15 protein-coding genes are annotated in these 19,573 nt (G+C 65.8%); 11 read left to right on the plus strand and 4 right to left on the minus strand.

Annotation, left to right across the window (positions count from 1 at the left end):
• The first annotated feature begins 3 nt into the window (after positions 1-3).
• Positions 4-639, plus strand: coding sequence for a SpoIIE family protein phosphatase (locus tag VEC01_RS02420; RefSeq protein WP_324898396.1), 636 nt, complete (start codon positions 4-6; stop codon positions 637-639).
• Positions 600-3,212, plus strand: coding sequence for an EAL domain-containing protein (locus tag VEC01_RS02425; RefSeq protein WP_324898398.1), 2,613 nt, complete (start codon positions 600-602; stop codon positions 3,210-3,212). Before VEC01_RS02420 ends, VEC01_RS02425 begins: the two co-directional genes overlap by 40 nt.
• Positions 3,213-3,214: 2 nt before the next feature.
• Here the strand turns inward: VEC01_RS02425 and VEC01_RS02430 are convergent, their stop codons facing one another.
• Positions 3,215-4,018 carry a helix-turn-helix domain-containing protein gene (locus VEC01_RS02430; RefSeq protein WP_414691406.1) on the minus strand — a complete coding sequence of 268 codons (804 nt, stop codon included), beginning with the start codon at positions 4,016-4,018 and terminating at the stop codon, positions 3,215-3,217.
• A gap of 123 nt (positions 4,019-4,141) precedes the next feature.
• Between VEC01_RS02430 and VEC01_RS02435 the strand changes: the two genes are divergently transcribed.
• The 8 genes from VEC01_RS02435 to VEC01_RS02470 all read left to right on the plus strand — a co-directional run bounded on the left by VEC01_RS02435 (position 4,142) and on the right by VEC01_RS02470 (position 14,923).
• Complete coding sequence (locus tag VEC01_RS02435; protein WP_324898400.1) at positions 4,142-4,570, plus strand: hypothetical protein; 429 nt, start codon at positions 4,142-4,144, stop codon at positions 4,568-4,570.
• A gap of 168 nt (positions 4,571-4,738) precedes the next feature.
• On the plus strand, positions 4,739-5,218 hold the full coding sequence (locus VEC01_RS02440) for a response regulator (protein ID WP_324898402.1): 480 nt from the start codon (positions 4,739-4,741) through the stop codon (positions 5,216-5,218).
• A gap of 288 nt (positions 5,219-5,506) precedes the next feature.
• Positions 5,507-6,679, plus strand: coding sequence for a GGDEF domain-containing protein (locus tag VEC01_RS02445; protein WP_324898403.1), 1,173 nt, complete (start codon positions 5,507-5,509; stop codon positions 6,677-6,679).
• A 9-nt stretch (positions 6,680-6,688) separates the two neighbouring features.
• Positions 6,689-9,313, plus strand: a complete 2,625-nt coding sequence (locus VEC01_RS02450; protein WP_324898405.1) for an EAL domain-containing protein — start codon at positions 6,689-6,691, stop codon at positions 9,311-9,313.
• Positions 9,314-9,398: 85 nt separating this feature from the next.
• Positions 9,399-10,409, plus strand: coding sequence for a DUF2804 domain-containing protein (locus VEC01_RS02455; protein WP_324898407.1), 1,011 nt, complete (start codon positions 9,399-9,401; stop codon positions 10,407-10,409).
• Positions 10,410-10,500: 91 nt separating this feature from the next.
• A complete protein-coding gene (fusA, locus tag VEC01_RS02460) occupies positions 10,501-12,549 on the plus strand; it encodes an elongation factor G (RefSeq protein ID WP_324898409.1) in 2,049 nt (682 codons plus the stop codon).
• A gap of 111 nt (positions 12,550-12,660) precedes the next feature.
• On the plus strand, positions 12,661-14,262 hold the full coding sequence (locus VEC01_RS02465) for a PAS domain S-box protein (RefSeq protein WP_324898411.1): 1,602 nt from the start codon (positions 12,661-12,663) through the stop codon (positions 14,260-14,262).
• A 61-nt stretch (positions 14,263-14,323) separates the two neighbouring features.
• Positions 14,324-14,923 (plus strand): LysE family translocator, encoded by a 600-nt coding sequence (locus VEC01_RS02470; RefSeq protein ID WP_324898413.1) that lies wholly within the window; start codon positions 14,324-14,326, stop codon positions 14,921-14,923.
• Here VEC01_RS02470 and VEC01_RS02475 read toward each other — a convergent pair.
• Positions 14,895-16,145 (minus strand): metal-dependent hydrolase, encoded by a 1,251-nt coding sequence (locus VEC01_RS02475; RefSeq protein WP_324898415.1) that lies wholly within the window; start codon positions 16,143-16,145, stop codon positions 14,895-14,897. The two genes, VEC01_RS02470 and VEC01_RS02475, sit on opposite strands and share 29 nt — an antisense overlap.
• Positions 16,146-16,161: 16 nt before the next feature.
• Complete coding sequence (locus tag VEC01_RS02480; RefSeq protein WP_324898416.1) at positions 16,162-17,091, minus strand: SDR family NAD(P)-dependent oxidoreductase; 930 nt, start codon at positions 17,089-17,091, stop codon at positions 16,162-16,164.
• A gap of 205 nt (positions 17,092-17,296) precedes the next feature.
• On the opposite strand from VEC01_RS02480, the gene VEC01_RS02485 reads away from it, so the two are divergent.
• Entirely contained in the window at positions 17,297-17,473 is a 177-nt protein-coding gene (locus VEC01_RS02485) for a hypothetical protein (protein ID WP_324898418.1), read from the plus strand.
• A 95-nt stretch (positions 17,474-17,568) separates the two neighbouring features.
• Here VEC01_RS02485 and VEC01_RS02490 read toward each other — a convergent pair whose 3' ends face one another.
• Entirely contained in the window at positions 17,569-19,284 is a 1,716-nt protein-coding gene (locus VEC01_RS02490; protein WP_324898420.1) for a DUF4142 domain-containing protein, read from the minus strand.
• Between the last annotated feature and the right edge of the window lie 289 nt (positions 19,285-19,573).

The raw sequence follows: 19,573 nt of genomic DNA on the forward strand, positions 1-19,573 counted from the left end.
GCGATGACAGCAGTCGGTGACGCACCGTTGGTGGAATACTGGGTGGCCGGGCGGCCGATACCGGGCGAAGCCGAATCGGGCGACGCCTACCTGGTCGCCCCTTTCCCCGGCGGCGCGCTGGCCGCGGTGGTGGACGGACTCGGCCACGGCCCGCGCGCGCATGACGCTGCGGTGCTGGCGATCGACACGCTGGCGCAGCAGCCCGGCGACCCGTTGCCGGTGCTGATGCAGCGTTGCCATCATGCGCTGAAAACCTCGCGCGGCGCGGTGATGACGCTTGCGTCCTTCAACGCTGCCCATTGCACGATGAGCTGGCTGGCGGTCGGCAATGTCGACGCGTTCCTGCTGCGTGCGGCGGCGCCGGGGGCCAAGCCGGCCGCAATCGTGCCGCGCGGCGGCATCGTCGGCGACCGCCTGCCGCCGCTCAATCCGGTTACCCTGCCGGTTTATCCGGGTGACCTGCTGTTGCTTGCAACCGACGGCATTGCCACTGCTTTCATCAGGGAGATCGGAGCCCTCTTGCAACCGCGGCAACTGGTGAACCATATATTGACGCAACACGCAAAGAGTACGGATGACGCCTTGATAGTTGGAGTGCAATGGATAAACGGAAACAAGGCGCCGGCAGCAGTGCCGTGATTCCAAGGGAGGCAGATCCGCCTCGCGCCGCAACCGGACAGGAAGCGGGCGAGGCGGGTTTTGATGCGTCCTTCCGGCAGGAATACCGGCAGGCGCTGATGGCATACCTGCATGGCCAGGCGGACGAGGATGCGTTGCTGCGTGCGTATGAACTCGGGCGCAAGGGTGCGACCGGACGGCTGAGCATCCTCGACCTGCACCAGGCGCATCTGGATGCCCTGCACTCTTCCGCTTCATCCATTGCTACCGGCATCAGTGTGGAAGCCGCACACCTGCTGAACAGGGCGGCGGAGTTCCTCGAGCAGGCGCTGGCGCCGTTCGAGATGATGCACCGCGGGTATGTGGAAACCGTCGCCCAGCTGCGGGAAATGAACGAGACGCTCAAGCGCCAGGCTCACGCGCTGCATTTGTCCGAAGAGCGGATGCGGATGTTCATCAAGCACAATCCGGCCGCTGTGGCGATGCTGGACCGCGGGCTGCGCTACCTGCTCGTCAGTCCGCGCTGGCATGCGGACTACCGGCTCGGCGACAGGGACATCATCGGCCTGTCGCACTACGAGGTCTTTCCCGAGACGCCGGCGCCCTGGCGCCAGATCTACCAGCAATGCCTGGAGGGCGCGAGCGACAAGCGCGACGAGGCGCAGTTCCTGCGCGGCGACGGATCGCTGGACTGGGTGCGCTGGGAAATCCATCCCTGGTACACCGAACAGGGCGAGATCGGCGGCATCATGATGTTTACCGAGGTCATTACCGAGCGAAAGAACCAGGAAAGGAAGATCGCGCGCCTGAGCCGGATCCAGGGCATCATGAGCGCGACCAATTCGGCCATCGTGCGCATCAACGAACGCGAGGCCCTGATGCACGAAGTCTGCCGGATCGCGGTCGAGCATGGCCGGTTCCGCATGGCCTGGGCCGGGTTCGGGCGGCCGCATTCCCTGAATGTCGCGGCGGTGAGCTGGCAACCCTACCGCGGACGGCCCGAGTACGCGCGCGGCGAAGTGCCGCAGGAGCGCGGACTGGTTGCTTACGCGATAAAGAGCGGCAAGCCGGTGGTCTGCAATGACGCCGCCGCGGAGCGGCGCCTGCGGCACCGCGACGTGCACCTGGGCAGCGGGCTGCAGTCGTTTGCCATCCTGCCACTGTGCGCGGCGCGCAAGACGATCGGCGTGCTGTGCCTGTACGCGGGGGAGGCCGGATTTTTTGACCGCGAAGAGATGAAGCTGCTCAACGAGCTGGCCGACGACCTTTCCTTTGCGCTCGGCCACATCGTCAGCGAAGAGCGGACCCGCTACCTTGCCTATTACAACGCGCTCACCGGCTTCCCGAACCGCAATCTCTTCCTCGACCGGCTGCAGCGCCAGATCGAGATCGCGCGCCACGATGCGCAGGCGATCGGCGTGGTGGTGTTCGACATCGAACGCTTTTCGCACGTCAACGAGACCTATGGCCGGCATGTCGGCGACGCGCTGCTGCGCCAGGCGGCCGACCGCCTGCATGCGCACATCTCGTCGCAGGACACGCTGGCGCACATCGGCGTCGACGTGTTTGCGGTCCTGCTGGCCGACATCCGCGGCGGGTCGAACACCGCGCATGTGATCGAACGCCTGCTTGCGAATTGCTTCGGTCCGGCGTTCGAGGTCGACGGCCGCGAAATGTACATCAGCGCCAAGGCCGGCATTTCACTGTTCCCTGGCGATGGCGCAGAGCGCGACATGCTGCTCAAGAATGCCGAGGTGGCGCTGAAGAAGGCGCAAAAGACCGCGGATGCCTACCTGTTCTTCCGGCCCGAAATGAATGCCAGCGTGGCGCGCCGGCTGACCCTTGAAAACCGGCTGTACCGCGCGCTCGAACGGGACGAATTCACGCTGTACTACCAGCCGAAGTACGACACCGTCGACGGCAGCGTGAAGGGGCTGGAGTCGCTGCTGCGCTGGGACGATCCGGAAGGCGGGCTGGTCCTGCCGGCGTCGTTCATCCCGATTCTCGAGGAAACCGGGATGATCCTGCCGGTCGGCCGCTGGATCATGGAGCGGGCGATCAGCGATTACCTCGGCTGGCGCGCCAAGGGCCTGGCGCCGCCGCCGATCGCGGTCAACCTGTCGGTGGTGCAGCTGCGCCACCGCGACTTCGTCGATACGCTGGCCAGCGTCGGCAGCCGCATTCCACAGGGAGAGCGCATCCTCGATCTCGAGATCACCGAAAGCATCCTGATGGAAGACATCGACCAGAACATCGCCAAGTTGCGCGCGGCGCAGGAAATGGGGATGAAGATCGCGATCGACGATTTCGGCACCGGCTATTCATCGCTGAGTTACCTGACGCGCCTGCCGGTCGACCTGCTGAAGATCGACCGCTCCTTCGTGGTCGACATGAACCGCAGTCCGTCCGGACTGGCGATCGTCAGTTCGGTGATCTCGCTGGCGCATTCGCTGCAGCTGGGCGTGATCGCCGAGGGCGTCGACGACGGCGAGCAGGCCAAGCTGCTCAAGCTGCTGCGCTGCGACCAGCTGCAGGGCTACTATTGCAGCAAGCCGCTGCCGGGCAACCAGATCGAGGCGATACTTGCCGCGTAGCGCTATTCCGCCATGCTGCGCAACACCTGCGCGGTCGCCGCATCGGCCGGGAAGAAGGTTTCCAGCGCCAGTTCCGACAGTGTGACGTCGATCGGCGTGCCGAACACCGTCGTGGTGCTGATGAAGGACAGCGTGCCGGCATCGGTGACGAATTGCAGCGGCACCACCACGCCCGCGTAATCGCTGCTGCCCGATGCGGCATGCGGCTGCGCGCCATCCGGGGCGGGATAGGACGCCAGCTCCGCCATCAGCGCCGCCAGCGTCGGGTCGCCGCTCAGGCCGACCTGGTGCCGCAGGCGCTCGAACAGGTGATTGCGCCATTCCCAGTAATTCACGATGCGCGGCGCCAGCCCCTGCGGATGCAGGCTCAGGCGCAGCACGTTGGCCGGCGGCGTCAGCAGCGCCGGGTCGACGCCGGCGAGGAAGGGCGGCACCGCCCGGTTGTGCGCCACCAGGTTCCAGTGGCGGTCCACCGCCAGCGCGGGGAAGGGCTCATGCCCGGCGAGCACCAGTTCCATCGCGCGGCGCGCCGGCGCCATCAACGGATCGTCCAGGCTGCGCTCGGGGAACAGGGGCGCGAAGCCGGCGGCAACCAGCAGCGCATTGCGCTCGCGCAGCGGCATGTCGAGGCGTTCTGCCAGGCGCAGCGCCATCTCCCGGCTCGGCATCGCGCGGCCGGTTTCCATGAAGCTCAGGTGGCGGGCGGAGATCTCTGCCTCCAGCGCGAGGTCGAGCTGGCTCATGCGGCGCCGCTGGCGCCACTCGCGAAGGAAATCGCCGACGGGACGGGTGGTGGTGGTCATCATGGGAACGATCTTAGCCGAAGCGGCGCAATCCTTCCCATTACCTCTCAGGTAATCGACGCGCTGCAGTGCATGGACAAAGATGGTCTCGTAGCCCGCAACCATCACCCAACCAAGGAGATTGCCATGCAACAGCTTCCCTTCCCTCGTTTCCTGCGCCAGGTCCTGCTCGCCGACGCCGCCGCCGGCGCTCTCATGGCGCTGCCACTGCTGGCGGCGGCCGATGCGCTGTCGCCGTTGCTTGGACTGCCGGCCGTCCTGCTGCGCGCGGCCGCCCTGCTGCTGCTGCCGGTTGCCGCCTTCGTCGCATGGACCGGAACGCGGCCGTTCCTGCCGGTGCGCCTGGTCTGGTGCGTGATCGCGGTCAACCTGCTGTGGGTCGCCGACAGCGCGGCGCTGCTGCTGTCCGGGCACCTCGCGCCGACAATGTGGGGGCAGGCGCTGGTGATCGTGCAGGCGGCGGCGGTCGCGCTGTTTGCCGAGCTGGAGTACCTGGGATTGCGCCGGGCGCGGCGCTCACGAACGGAGCAACAGGGCCAGCAACGTTTTGCTTGACGGGAATCATTTCACAGAAGCAATAACAGGGATAAGCTTCCATCACATGCCCCCGACACCGGGGGCGATCTGGCAGGGCAAGAAAAACAACAGGGGGAGACTCCCTGACACAGATTCCGGCAGCATGCCGCAGGGCATGCAAGAGCAATAACAAGGTAGACGGATATCATGTGCCCGACCAATCTCATGGCCTCTTTCGGCCGCGCCGGCCTGCTTGCGGAAGCGGAAGCAGTGGCAAGCGAGCGCTACGTGCAGGCGCATTTCCTGGTTGTCGACGACATCGCCAGCATGCGCCGCGTGATCGGCAGCCTGCTGAAAGAACAACTGCGCGACATCCGGATTTCCGAAGCCGCTGACGGCAAGTCGGCGCTGCAGCTGCTGCGGGCCGCCGAAGCAGACGGCCGGCCCTTCGATTTCGTGGTCACCGACTGGAACATGCCGCACATGGATGGCATCAGCCTGCTGCGCGCGATCCGCGAAGAAGTGCCGCTGCAACGCCTTCCGGTCCTGCTGGTGACCGCCGAAGCAACGCGCGAGATGATCCTCACCGCGGCGAAGGCAGGCGCGGATGGTTATATCGTCAAGCCTTTCAATGCCGATACGCTCAAGCTCAAGCTGCAGCAGATCATGGCAAAGCGCTACCACTGAGGCGCAAGCACAACAACGTCTGCGGTGCAAGAATTTAATCTGGCGAATTTTGATTCAAAACAATAAAATTTCATTTCGGAAAGCGTAAAGTTCGGCGACGGAATGAATTGCATTTCCGGAATCGCCACAGCCTGCACGAGCGCCGCAGCAGTCCTGCTGCCGACCGCGCGGCGCGCGCAAACCGGATGCAGCGGCGCGGTCCGCCCGTTCCAACGGGTTTCCCCATTCGACCGCGCGCTCCTCCGGAATCATTGCGTCCCCCGACCGGGGCGCGTAGAAAGACCCAGCGTGCAAAAGCTATCCCGATTTTTCCAGTTCCTGTTCGGCACCGTGCTCGGTGCGTTGCCGCGCGACTTGCTGCGCGAGCTGATCCTGCCCTCCGGCCATCCGAAGCTGCTGCGGCGCCGGCGCGCCGACATGATCATCTCGCGCGTGCGCATGGTCGCGGCCCTGTTCGCGGTGCTCACGCCGCTTTGGATCGTGATCGACATCGCGGTGTTTGCCTGGCCGGTGACCGTGCTGCTGGTGGTGGGGCGCATCGCGACGACGATTGCCTTTGCGATGCTTGCGCTGTCGTATCGCAAGTCGGTGCGGATAAACGACGCGTATCGCGCACTGGCGGTGATGTTCGGCATCCCGACTGTGTTTTTCATCTACTCGCACCCGATGCTGTCGCATTTCGACATGACAGGCCCCGCCGCCGCCATTTCGGCCGGTTACGCGTTCCTGCCGTTCGTGATGGTTGCCGGCCTCGCGGTATTTCCGCTGACGGCGGTCGAAAGCGTGCTGTTCGCGCTGCCGGTGCTCGGCGCCGAAGGCCTGGTCGCGCTGATGCGGCTCGACATCCTCAGCTGGAGCTCGCACCTCGGCGCATTCTGGCTGCTGTTCCTGATCGCGACGGTGGCGGCGCTTGCCGGCATGAGCCAGCTCAGTTTCATGATGTCGCTGGTGCGCCAGGCTACGCATGACGGCCTGACCGGATGCTTTTCGCGCAACAGCGGCGAGGAAATGCTCGATATCCAGTTCCACATCGCCGCGCGCAGCGGCGCACCGCTGTCGGTGGTGTTCCTCGACCTCGACAATTTCAAGCAGGTCAACGACCGCTTCGGCCACGACGCCGGCGACCGCGTGCTGCAGGGCGCAGCCGAAAGCCTGCGCGCCAACCTGCGCTCGGGCGACATGCTGCTGCGCTGGGGCGGCGAGGAATTCGTGATCGTGCTGCCCGATGCCAACGGTGCCACCGCCGCCACCGCGGTCGCCCGCCTGCAGTCGGTCGGCCTCGGGCTGCGGCCCGACGGCGGGCGCGTGACCGCCAGCATCGGCGTCGCCGAGCGCATCGCCGACGGCGCCGGCGACTGGCAGCAGCTGGTCGAGATCGCCGACGAGCGCATGTACCGCGCGAAGATGGCGGGCAAGGACCGCTGCGTCGGCTGCGCCGGCGACGGCGGCGCGGCACAATAGGGCGGCGGCATGGCTAACATTTTGCGCAAGCTCATGCAGTTGTCCGGCACCCTGCGCGGCTTCGTGTTCGGCGCTACGGTGGGCGTGGCCGCGGTGGTCTTCCTCGGCGCCACGTTCGCTTCCTCCATCCTGTACGAAAAGCTGCTGGAGGAGCGCAATCTCGACGTCTCCGCGGAAATCGCGCGGCAGAACGCCGACACCCTGCTGCAGGTGCTGCGCAAGGGCGGCTCGCGCGCGCAGCAGGAAGAAGCGGCCGCCGGCGCGAAGGCAACGTTCGCCAGCACCGTGGACCGCATCGACGTCTATCGCGCAAAAAGCGTCGAGGCGCGCTTTGGCGAAAGCACGCAGCCGGTCCCGGACGAAGTGCGCGCGGTGCTGAATGGCGGCAGCGGAACGCGCATTGTGCGCGGCAACCATGTGCTTTATGTGCAGCCGGTGGCCGCCGAGGCGGAATGCCTGCGCTGCCACGACAATGCGAAAGCCGGCGAGACGCTCGGCGCGCTCGCCGTGCGGCACAACCTGCAGACGGTCACGTCGCGCGTGCGCATCTACTATGTGGCGCTGTTCCTCGGGCTCGGGCTGGTGGTGCTGGCGGTCGCCGGCGCACTGACCGGCGGCGCGGCGAAGCGATTGAAGCGCTCGATGGACCTGTTCCGCGGCAAGGTGGAAGCGTTCAACACGATCCGCGACTTCGACCGCTTCGACATGCATAAGGTCGATTTCGGCTTCGAGGAGTTCAACCAGGCCTTCGACAACGTAACGCTGCTGGTGGACAAGATACGGCGCGTCGCGGTCGACAAGGGCGTGCTCGAATTCGAGATCCGGCTGCTGGAAAAATTCATCATCACTTCCAACGTGGTGCGCGACTGGCGCGAGTTCATCAAGAACCTGCTGCTGGAGATCAACCCGATCATCGATGCCTATGCGCTGGTGACGATCTTCCGCGTGGAAGAGGAAGCCTACGAGTGCGAGGTGTTCTGGCGCAACCCGCCGCAGCAGGAGACGGTGCGGCTGTTCGAGCAGATCCTGCGCCGCCAGATCGACGAGACGCCGTTCTTCCGCGGTTCGACGCTGCTGCCGATCGCGCATAACGTCGCCGACGAGGAAGGCATGCTGCCTGACCTCAGCACGCGCGACATCGAAGTGCAGACCAAGACCCTGCTGCTGGATACGCCGAAGATCGGCGGCATCGTCGGCATCGGCGTGCAGTCGATGATGGCCGAGGACAATATCCGCAACATGGTGATCGGCAGCATCCTGACCACGCTGCTGAACCTGGTCGGCTCGGTCAAGGCGATCTACAAGTACACCAAGGACCTGGAACACTATGCGACGCGCGATCCGCTGACCGACCTGTACAACCAGCGCATGTTCTGGGAACTGCTGGGTTACGAGATCGGCCGCGCGCGCCGCCACAACCAGACTTTCGCGGTGATGATGCTTGACATGGACAATTTCAAGACCATCAACGACCGCTTCGGCCATCACTTCGGCGACAGCTTCCTGCAGGAGTTCGCCAAGCTGCTGCACGGCGCGGTGCGCAACGGCGACATGATCGCGCGTTACGGCGGCGACGAGTTCTGCATCATCCTGCCCGAGGCGACCGAGACCCAGGCGCACATGGTGGCGCAGCGCATCACCGAGATGATGGACCAGTTCGCGCTCGTCGCGCCGGACGGCAACCGGGTGCGCACCACGACATCGATCGGCATCGCGATGAGCCCGAACCACGGCGACAACCCGAAGGACCTGTTCCTGGTCGCGGACAACATGATGTACAAGGCCAAGAATGCCGGCAAGAACGCGATCGCGATGCCGAGCGAAGACGAGATGGCCGAGGTGTTCCGCAAGGCCGGCGAAAAATCGCTGATGATCCAGAATGCGCTCGACGAGCAGCGCATCACCCCCTACTTCCAGCCGATCTGCGATGCGAAGACCGGCGAGGTCGTGATCCATGAACTGCTGATGCGCATCCGCCTCGACGACCAGATCGTCACCGCCAACGATTTCATCGAGGAGGCGGAAAACATGGGCATCGCGCACAAGATGGATTACCAGCTGATCGAAAAGGCATTCGCCGAGGTGCGGCTGCAGGGCTACCAGGGCATGCTTTTCATCAACCTGTCGCCAAAGGCGCTGATCGTCGGCGAATTCGCGTCGCATGTGAGCCGGCTGGCGGGGCAGTACGGGATCGCGCCGTCGCGCATCGTGTTCGAAATCACCGAACGCGAGACGGTGCGCAACCTGACGCTGCTGGAGAAATTCGTGCTCGACGCCAAGGTGCAGGGGTTCAGCTTCGCGATCGACGATTTCGGTTCCGGCTATTCCTCCTTCCAGTACATTAAGTGTTTCCCGGTCGACTACATCAAGATCGAAGGCGAATTTGTGCGCAACATGCTGCATGACGAGATCTATCTCGCCTTCATCAAGAGCATCGTGACGCTGGCCAAGGAACTGAAGATCAAGACGGTCGCCGAATTCGTCGAAGACGCTGACATCCTCAAGGCCGTCAGCGCGCTCGGCATCGACTATGCGCAGGGCTACCACATCAGCCGCCCGTCCGCACGGATCCAGGTGCCCGCCGTGCAGGAGCAAAGCCAGGTCTGCCTGCCGCAGGTTCGCCTGCCGGTTTGACCGGATTCAAGCCGCAAGTGTGGCGCAGGAGTAAGATGGGCTCTTCCGGGCCTTCCTGGCCTGCCTTTCTTTCAAGGACCGCCGCATGGACCTGTCGCTCGATCCGGCAAGCATTCCGCCGGCTGCCGCCGGCGTGCCCGACAGCGACGGTTATCCGCGCTTCGGCCGTTATGCCGGCACTGCCGACCGGATCGACTGGTCCGCGCTGGCGCCACCATATGCACGCGGCGCGCTATGGCGCCGGCTGCATCACAAGCGCTGGCAATACGTCGCGTTGTGCACGGAAGAATTATTCTGCGGCATCGCCATCGTCGACCTCGGCTGGATCAATACGGCCTTCGCGTATGCGTTCGACCGCCGCCAGCGCAAGGTTGTCGCGTCCTATTCGCAGGACGGGCTGCCAGGCCTGACCGCGCATGTGCCGGACACGCCCGGCGCCACCAGTTCCTTCCGCTTCCTCGGCAACCGCATCGCCTGCCGCGCAGTCGACGGCGGCCGCCATGAACTGACGCTGCGCTGCGGCAGCTTTGCGATCGACGCCACCTTCAATGCCGGCACCGCGACGCCGCTGCTGGCCGTCGGCCCGGTCGAGGGCGGCTCCGTGCATGCCACGCAGAAATCGCCCGGCATGGCGCTCGCCGGCGAAGTGCGCGCTGGCGGAAGCAGGTACGACCTGAGCGGCGGCGTCGCCAGCCTCGATTATTCCAACGGCTTGCTGGCGCGCGACACCGCCTGGCGCTGGGCATCGGGGCACGGCTTGGACATGGGCTTCAACTTGCAGGCCGGCTATTTCGGGAATCATGAAAACGTGCTGTGGCTGGACGGCCGCCTGATTCCGCTCGGCGGCGCGCTGTTCGACTACGATCCGCTCGACCCGATGGCGCCGTGGCATGTGCATACCGACGACGGCCTGCTAGACCTGCAGTTCGAGCCGGAAGGCATGCGCCGCGAAGACAAGAACCTGCTGGTGGCGGCTTCACGTTACGTGCAGCCGATCGGCAGTTTCAGCGGCTGGGTGAAGGCGGCGCCGGATGCGCCGCCGCGCGAAGTCAGGCGGCTGGGCGGTGTTACCGAAGATCATTTTTCCCGCTGGTAGCGTTTGCCGGAACGCGGGGCAGGCTCCATAATGGTCTTGCCGGTGCGCTCCCGCGCGCGCCGGTCAAGTTGCTTTCGGAAAGGAATATCCGATGCCATACAGTACCGAAGCGATCCGAACCATTGCCTTGCTCGGCCATACCGCGAGCGGCAAGACCAGCGTGGCGGAAGCGCTGCTGCACCGCGCCGGGATGATAGGCAGCCCCGGCAGCCTGGAGCGCGGCACCACCGTCTGCGACTACGATCCGCTGGAACGCAAGTACCAGCATTCCCTGACGTCAGCCGTCACCCATCTCGACGTGCGCGACGCCCGCATTCACCTGCTCGACACGCCCGGCTATCCCGACTTCATCGGCCAGGCGATCACTGCGCTGGCAGCGGTCGAAACCGCGGCGGTTGTGATCAATGCGCAGAACGGCATCGAAATGATCACCGCGCGCATGATGGAGCTGGCGAAGCAGCGCAACATGTGTCGCATGATCATCGTCAACAAGATCGATGCGGAAAACGTCGACCTGCCCGCGCTGGTGGCGCGCATCCAGGAAACCTTCGGCAAGGAATGCCTGCCGATCAACCTGCCCGCCGATGGCGGGACACGGGTCGTCGATTGCTTTTTCAATCCGTCCGGCGCGTCCGATTTTTCATCAGTGGAAGCGGCGCACCGCGCGTTGGTCGACCAGGTGGTCGAAGTCGATGCGGACCTGATGGCGCTCTATCTGGAGCAGGGCGAGATCGAACCCGAGCAGTTGCATGCGCCCTTCGAGCAGGCCCTGCGCGAAGGCCATCTGGTACCGGTCTGCTTCGTGTCGGCACGCAACGGCGCCGGCATCGCCGAACTGCTGGACGTGTTTGTCAGGCTGATGCCGAATCCGGCCGAAGGCAACCCGCCGCTGTTTTACCGCGACGACGACAACGCGCCGGACGGCAAGAAGGAAATCCGGGCGCTGCCGGACCCGGCGCAGCATGTGCTCGCGCATGTGTTCAAGATTACCGTCGACCCCTATATCGGCAGGATCGCGGTGTTCCGCATCCACCAGGGGACCGTCCGGCGCGACAGCATGCTCTACATCGGCGACGGCAGGAAGCCGTTCAAGGTTGCCCATCTGTACATGCTGCAGGGCAAGGAGCAGGTGGAGGTCCAGCAGGCAGTGCCGGGCGACATCTGCGCGGTGGCAAAGATCGAAGACATGGTGGCCGATGCGGTATTGCACGACGCCGCCGAGGACGATCACATCCACCTGCGCCCCTCGACCTTGCCGACGCCGATCTTCGGGCTCGCGATCGAACCGAAGAAGCGCGGCGACGAGCAGCGCATGTGGGAAATCCTGCAGAAGCTCACCGCGGAGGATCCCTGCCTGAAGGTCGAGCACCAGCCGAGCACCAACGAGACGGTGCTGCTCGGCCTCGGCGAACTGCACCTGCGCACTGCGCTGGAACGGATGATGGAGGTGTACAGGATCGAGGTGGCCACCCATCCACCGAAAATCGCCTACCGTGAAACCATTGCCGGCCATGCGGAAGGCCACCACCGCCACAAGAAGCAGACCGGCGGCGCCGGCCAGTTCGGCGAAGTCTTTTTGCGCATTGAGCCGCTGCCGCGCGGCGCCGGCTTCGAATTCGTCGACGAGGTCAAGGGCGGCACCATTCCCGGCCAGTTCATCCCGGCAGTGGAAAAAGGCATCCGCCAGGTACTGGAGGCCGGGCCGCTGGCCGGATTCCCGATGCAGGATGTGCGCGTGATCGTGTATGAAGGCAAGAGCCATCCGGTGGATTCGAAGGAAGTGGCGTTCGCGACCGCCGGCCGCAAGGCCTTCATCGACGCGGTGATGAAGGCGCGGCCGATGGTGCTGGAGCCGATCGTCAACATCGAGATCGTGTCGCCGGAGGAGTGCATGGGCGACATCACCGGCGACCTGTCGTCACGGCGCGGCCAGATCAGCGGCATGCGCACGGTGCAGGCAACCACGCTGGTGGTGTCGGGCCAGGTGCCGCTGTCGGAGCTCAACGGCTACCAGTCGCGGCTGCATTCCACCACCGCCGGGCGCGGCAGCTATACGGTCGAATTCAGCCATTACGACATCGTGCCGCCGGCCACCCAGCAGCGCATGGTCGCGCAGCACAAGGTGGCACCCGAGGAGTAGGCGTGCCGGCACCATGCGAGTTGACGATAATCAAAACCGGCAACTCCTGCCGCCGGCATAGTGCCCAAGGGTAATGCCGCCCGAAGAGCGTTCTCCCGTCACGTGCAAAGAATGGACAACGACAAGGATTTCCCCGACAACCCGCCCCGCCAGACGCCGCCCAAGAGCGGCCGCGCGCTGCGCGCCAGCGAAGAACAGTTCCGCCTGCTGGTGCAGGGCGTGGTCGATTACGCGATCTACATGCTGTCGCCGGCAGGCGAAATCACCAACTGGAATTCCGGCGCGCAGAGGATCAAGGGCTATGCCGCCGACGAGGTGATCGGCACCCATTTTTCCCGCTTCTACACCGAGGAGGACCGCGCCGTCGGGCTGCCGATGAAGGCGCTCGCCACCGCCGCGCAGGAAGGCCGTTTCGAAAGCGAAGGCTGGCGCGTGCGCAAGGACGGATCGCGTTTCTGGACGCATGCGGTGATCGATGCGATCCGCGACGACGACGGCCAGCTGATCGGCTTTGCCAAGGTGACCCGCGACATCACTGAAAGGCGGGCGGCGGCGCAGGCGCTGGAAGAAGCGCGCAGCCGGCTGCTGCAGTCGCAGAAGCTGGAAGCGATTGGCAAGCTCACCGGCGGCGTCGCGCACGACTTCAACAACCTGTTGACGGTGATCGTCAACAGCCTGGAACTGCTGTCGCGCGAGGTGCAGACGCCGAACGCGTCGCGCCTGATCGGCAGCGCGCAGGCCGCCGCGCGCCGCGGCGCGCTGCTCACGCAGCAACTGCTGACCTTTGCGCGCAGGCAGCCGCTGCGTTCGAGCGCGTACAACCTCAATACCCTGATCGGCGGCTTCGAGGCGATCCTGCGCCGCGCCTGCCAGGACCGGATCACATTCGAAGTCAACCTCGCGCCGCGCCTGAAGAGCGTATGGCTGGATGCAACGCAGTTCGAGGCGGCGCTGCTCAACCTGGTGGTCAATGCGCGCGATGCGATGCCGGACGGCGGCCTGCTCTCGGTCAGCACCGACAATGTCACGCTGGGTGCGAACGCCGGCGTCGGCACGCTGGAGCCGGGCCATTACGTGCGGCTGACGGTACGCGACACCGGTTGCGGCATGACCCCGGAAGTCCTGCAGCATGCATTCGAACCGTTCTATACCACCAAGGAGATCGGCAAGGGCAGCGGCATGGGCCTGAGCCAGGTGTACGGCTTCGTCGCGCAGTCCGGCGGCGATGTCGTGCTCGAGAGCGAGCCTGGCAAGGGCACGGCCGTCCATCTCTATCTTCCCGTGCTCGCGGCGGAAAACGGCGGCGCGCCGGAGAACGGCGGCGAGCCGGAACAGAAGAAGCAGAAAGTGCTGATCGTGGAAGACGAGCCGGATGTGCTGGCGGTTTCGGTGGAGCTGTTTCGCAGCATCGGCTACGAGGTGGTCACCGCCGGCAACGGCGCGGATGCGACCGGCATCCTGAAGCGGGCCGACGACATCGACGTGCTGTTTACGGATGTGGTGATGCCGGGCATGGACGGCATCGAACTCGCCCGTTTCACGCATGAACTCGGGCGCGGCATCCGCATCATTCTCGCCTCCGGCTACCCGGCGCCGGCATTGGCCGACAAGGGGGATCTGGGCGACTTCGCCTTCATCCGCAAGCCCTATCGCCTGCCCGACCTGATGCAGGCGCTGCAGCCGGCAGCCACGGAAGGCGCGCCGGCGGCCTGACGCGTGCGGCGCCGGCCGCTTGATGGTAAGGTGCGGCTTTCCACTTCACTTGCCGACCTTCATGCCCTGGCAGGAATTCGCCGCGCTGCTGACGCTTGCAACCGCCACCAGCTTCACGCCCGGCCCCAACACCACGCTGTCGACCGCGCTGGCCGCCAACTTCGGCCTCAAGCGCGCGCTGCGCTTCGTGTTCGCGGTGCCGGTCGGCTGGGGCGTGCTGCTGACCGCCTGCGCCGGCGGCCTCGGCGCGCTGGTCGTGACGCTGCCGCTGCTGCGCATCGCGATCAAGGTATTCGGCATCGGCTACCTGCTGTGGCTGGCGCTGCGCCTGTCACGTTCGGCGCAACTGGCGTCGGCCGACGCGTCGCGGCTGGACGTCAGCTTCTGGCAGGGCGTGATGCTGCAGTTCGTCAATATCAAGGCGTGGATGCTGGCGCTGACCGTCGTCGCCGGCTGGATTGCCGGCACGCCGGACGCCGCGCAGCGTTTCGCGCTGGTGCTGCCGGTGATGCTGTGCTTCGGCCTGGCAAGCAACTTCCTCTATGCGCTCACCGGCTCCCTGTTGCGCCACTGGCTGGCGGTGGGCAAGCGGCTGCTTTTCTTTAACCGCTGCATGGCGCTGCTGCTGGTTGCTACTGCCCTCTGGATGGCCCGGATCTAGGGGCCGGCGGCGCCAGCAGGTCGGCGCGCGGGAAATCCCAGCCGGGGACGCCTTGCGCGCATTCGCGTTGCCGGAAATCGGCCAGGCGCAGCGTCGAGAAATTGCCAGTCATTCCATAGCGCAGATCGGTTGCCGTCTCATCGTTCACCCACGGCATGCGCGCAAAGCGCAGCCAGGCTTCGACGTGGCAATTCCCTTCCTTTAATGCCCGCAGCATGTGCAGGTCGCCGCGCCGCTCGAACAGCGGCGCAACCGCCCTTCGGTCGCCGCGGCCGGCGGCGGACAGGCCGGGCGGACAGGCGCCGACCGCAAACAGCGCGGGCAAGGCACTGACCGTGCCGCCGCGCAGCGCATAGCTGCCGCCGGCTTCGTCGCTGGCGATCGCCACGAAGTTCCAGCACAGCGGATTGGCGGGGAACGCCGTCATCGACACATCGAGCACGCGCTCTGCGGGCGCCTCGCGCTGCAGCGTTTCAGTGACGACGCGCCGCGCCTCGCGCGATGCCGCCGCCTGCACCAGCACGAAGCCGATGCCGATCAGAAATGCCGCCGCCAGCGCCCGCACGCTGCGCGGCGCGGCGCGGCGTGCGGCCAGCGCGCCGGTGGCGCCGCACAGCATGAGAAAGGCAAACGATCCCCAGGACAGGAAGCCTCGCAGCGTGAAGAACAGCGGCACGCCGGCCAGCAAGACCAGCAGCGCGGCGCGCAGCGCGCGGCCGGGCGCCGTCAGCGCCAGCGGCACCCCGAATGCGACCCAGAACACCGGCTCCAGGATGAACACCAGGTCGCCGTACAGCCACTGCGAGTCGAACGGATGGAAGGGATGGATGCCGTAGGAATTGAGAAAATCCATCAGCAGGTGCAGCACCAGGCCGGCGCCGATCGCGGCAATGAAGCCATGGCGCGCATGCCTGCTGCGGCGCGTCAGCCGGCGCGCCGCCGGCCAGCACAACATGACCAGCGCCCACAGCAGCAAGGCTTGCGGGATCGCGTACAGGAAGGTATGCGTATGCCCGCGGTGATGCAGCAGATAGCCGAGCGGCGCGGGCAGCAGCGGCGTGAGCACCAGGTCGAGGTCGGGAAAGTTGCTGGCCGCCCAGGCGGCGAACAGCAGCAGGCGGTGCCGCACCCGCTCGCTGGCGGTATCCGCTTCGGGCGGCAGGCTGCGATGGATGCATTCGCCGAGCGCGAGGCCGGCGACCGAATGGCTGAGGTTGTCCATCGCGCGCCGGGAAGCGTCAGCCCTTGGCTGCGCGTGCCTTGGCGACTTCCATCTGGAACTGCTGGAAGCCGGTCAGCGGCACCGTTTCGCCGCTGCGATCCTGCAGCCGGGCCGCATTCGCGGCGAGCTGTTCCGCCGCGTCCGGGCCGTCGCCGATGTAGAAGCCGTCGGTCAGCGTGATGTTGGAGCGCGAGAAGGTGCCGGCGCCGGCGCACAGCACGGTCCTGGTCGGCGCGTCGCGCGAGACCAGGTAGAGCATGCCGGGCGTGACCTTTTCCGGCGCCAGGAACTGGAGGTTGTCTTCGCCGAGCAGGTCCGCGGTCATGCGCGTGGCCGCGGTCGGCGCCAGGCAGTTGACGCGGATGCCGTATTTTTCGCCTTCGATCGCCAGTGTCTGCATCAGGCCCACCAGCGCCATTTTCGCCGCGCCATAATTGGACTGTCCGAAATTGCCGAACAGGCCGGATGAGGAGGTGGTCATCACGATGCGGCCGTAATTCTGCTGCTTCATGATTTCCCACACCGCCTTGGTGCAGTAGACGGCGCCCATCAGGTGCACGTCGACGATCGCGCGGAAGTCGTCGAGCGTCATCTTCGAGAAGGTCTTGTCGCGCAGGAAGCCGGCATTGTTGACGAGGATGTCGACCCGGCCCCACTCGCGCATCGCGAGGTCCACCATTTCCTGCACCGCCGCCGGGTCGGTGACCGATGCCCCGCTGACCATCGCCGCGCCGCCGGCCGCACGGATCTCGGCTGCCACGCTTTCCGCCGCGCTCTGCCCGGTGCCGGTGCCGTCGCGCGCCACGCCAAGATCGTTGACGACGACTTTCGCGCCGCGGGCGGCGAGCTGGAGCGCATGCGAGCGGCCGAGGCCGCCGCCGGCGCCGGTCACGATGGCCACCTGGCCGTCGAAGCGGATAGGGGCGGAGCTTTGTGTAATAGTCATGGCGGTGTGTCGGGCTGGGAAAGTCAATAAGCGGTAATGGTAATCGGAAATCGGAAATCGTGATGAGCGGCAGGAAATTTTGCCGCTTGGTCGCTGCGGATTGATGCAGCGTCAATGACTTGCGGCGGAAAATGTTTAGCATCCCGTGGGCGGGCCGGCAGGAATGCCGCGTCCGCAGTCGAGCCATTTCACGAGGCAGGCGGGAATGTCTTCAGAAAATCCGGTACACAGGCCCGTGCGTTACGGGCAGGCAGGCTGGACCATCATCCAGACCATGGTGGCATTGCTGGTCGCCGGCGTGGCGGCGGCGGCGGTGGTCGACATCCTGATCGACAAACGATGTGAAGCGGACGCCGCGCGCTGGATCTGCGCGCGCCGCTAGCGCGCGGCAAGCGGAGCTGCCGGCGGGCGCCGCTGCGTCCGCCGGCGCGGACGGGCTGGTGCGGCTGCCCGTCCCCGCGCAGTGAATCGCCCCGGTTAGGAGGTCGTCGCGGCGCCGCCCTGCGGCGTGGTAGCGCCTGTGGCTGCAGACGGCGTGGCCGGGGTGGCCGGCGTTGCCGGTGTCGCAGGTGCTCCTGCCCCGGCAGGCGTGGCCGCCGTCGCCGGAGTTGCCGGGGTTGCCGCGGTCGGCACCGTCGGCTGCGGCGCAGTCTGGCCCTGCCCGTTCTGCAGCTGGTTCCTGAGCGTCCTCGCGCTCTCCAGGTGCTGCGTCAGCACCGGCACCGCGGCCTGCGCGAATGCCTGGAGGCCGGCGTCGGCGGTCTGCTGCGACTGGGCGGTTGCATCCTCCAGCGCCTGCTGGTGCGCGTTGACGTTGAACTCCATGTAGGCGCGGTCGAATTCGACGCCGGTGAGGCGCGTCAACGCAACGAAGGCCACCGCCAGTTCCGCCGACGGCTCCGTCGGCAGGGCGACGTTTCGCTGCTGCGCCAGCTGCAGGATCTGCGCATTGACGCCGCGGTGCTCGTTGATCATCCGTTGCGCGTAAGCCCTGACGTCGGCATTGGCCGAGCGCAGCAGCGCTAGATTGGCCGCCGCGATTTCGCCTTCGCTGTCCTGGAAGGCGCGATACAGGAAGCTTGCGTTCAGGTCTTCGTTGATCTCGGTCGCGTCAGCCAGATGCTCGACGAGGGTCAGAGCAAGGTCACGTGCGAAGCCGCGCACGTCGGTATCGCGTCCGTTGCTTGCCTGCTTCTCCGTGCGGCTCAGCACCAGCGCGTGCGCGATCACGTTGGCGTCCATGTATGCCTTGTCGAAATCGGCGCCGCCAAGCGCGGACAGTTCGGCGAGAAGCGCCTGCTGTTCGGGCGACGGCGCAGTCGGCAGGGTCACGTTTTTCTGCTGCGCGAGTGTGGCCAGCCGGGTATTGGCTTGCGTATGCTCCTCGATCATTTCTTGCGCGTACGCTTTTACCTCGGCATTCGTCGCTTTCTGCTGTGCCAGCTGAGCCATCTGGATCTCGGCCAGGCTGTCGCGCTGGACAGTCGCCAGGTAATAGGTCGGGTCGAGTACCGACAGCGTCTCTTCCGCCGCCCCGAGATGCACCTTGAGTACCGGGTGGCTGCCCTTTGCCAGCGCACGCACATCCGGGTCGGTGCCTTGTGCCAGTTGCGCCCGCGCCAGAGCGACGTTCTTCGCATGGCTCAACACGTTCAGCTGCATGTAGGCCAGGTCGAACTGGTCGCCGGCGAGCGCGGACAGGCGCGTGATGTCGGCCTGCTGCTCGGTGGTCGGGCCCGCAGGCAGCGCGATGTTCTTCGCCTGCGCCAGCGGCGTGATCTGGTTGCGCATCGCGGTATGGTCCTCGATCATGCGCTGCGCGAAGCGCCTCACGTCATCGTTGGTGGATTTTTGCAGCGCCAGCTGCGACAGCTGGATTTCCGCCAGGCTGTCCTGGTAGGCGCTGTTGAGGAACTGCGTGCTGTCGGCAGCGGTCGGCGCGGTCGCGCCGGTGCCGGTCGGTGTCGCGGCTGCCGGCGCGGTCGCACCCGGCGTGCCTGCGCCTGGCGTTGTTGCGCCTGGCGCGGCCGCGCCAGGCGTCGTCCCTGCCGGCGTCGTTGCCGCAGGGGTGGCTCCCTGTCCTGTTGGTGTAGTGCCGGTGCCATTGGTTGCGACGTCATCATCGTTGTCGCCGCCGCAGGCGGCCAGCGAAGCAACAAGGGCGAGTATGTAAAGTTTCTTCGTGTTCTTCATTGCATGCTCCAATAACCAAGGGTGACCGTGCCCGAAAACCTGCCTTCCGCCGCAGGGCGGAACAAGCAAGGCACGGATGAAGGCGCCGGGCATCCGGAGGAGCCGGCGGCAGGTAGGGTGTACAGCGCTGATACACTACGCGTCAAAGTAAGAGGACGCGTCGCTGGAATGGCTCCTGGGTGCGATTTGTGCAAAATCAAAATTTGTGCGTTTTGCAAGGTGCAGGCACGTCGGGGCATGGCGGTGCTGAGGCCTGCCGCGCGCATGAACCAATCGCGCCATGCCCCGG

The sequence above is a fragment of the Noviherbaspirillum sp. genome (assembly GCF_035627455.1).
In the GTDB taxonomy this organism is placed as follows: Bacteria; Pseudomonadota; Gammaproteobacteria; order Burkholderiales; family Burkholderiaceae_D; genus Noviherbaspirillum.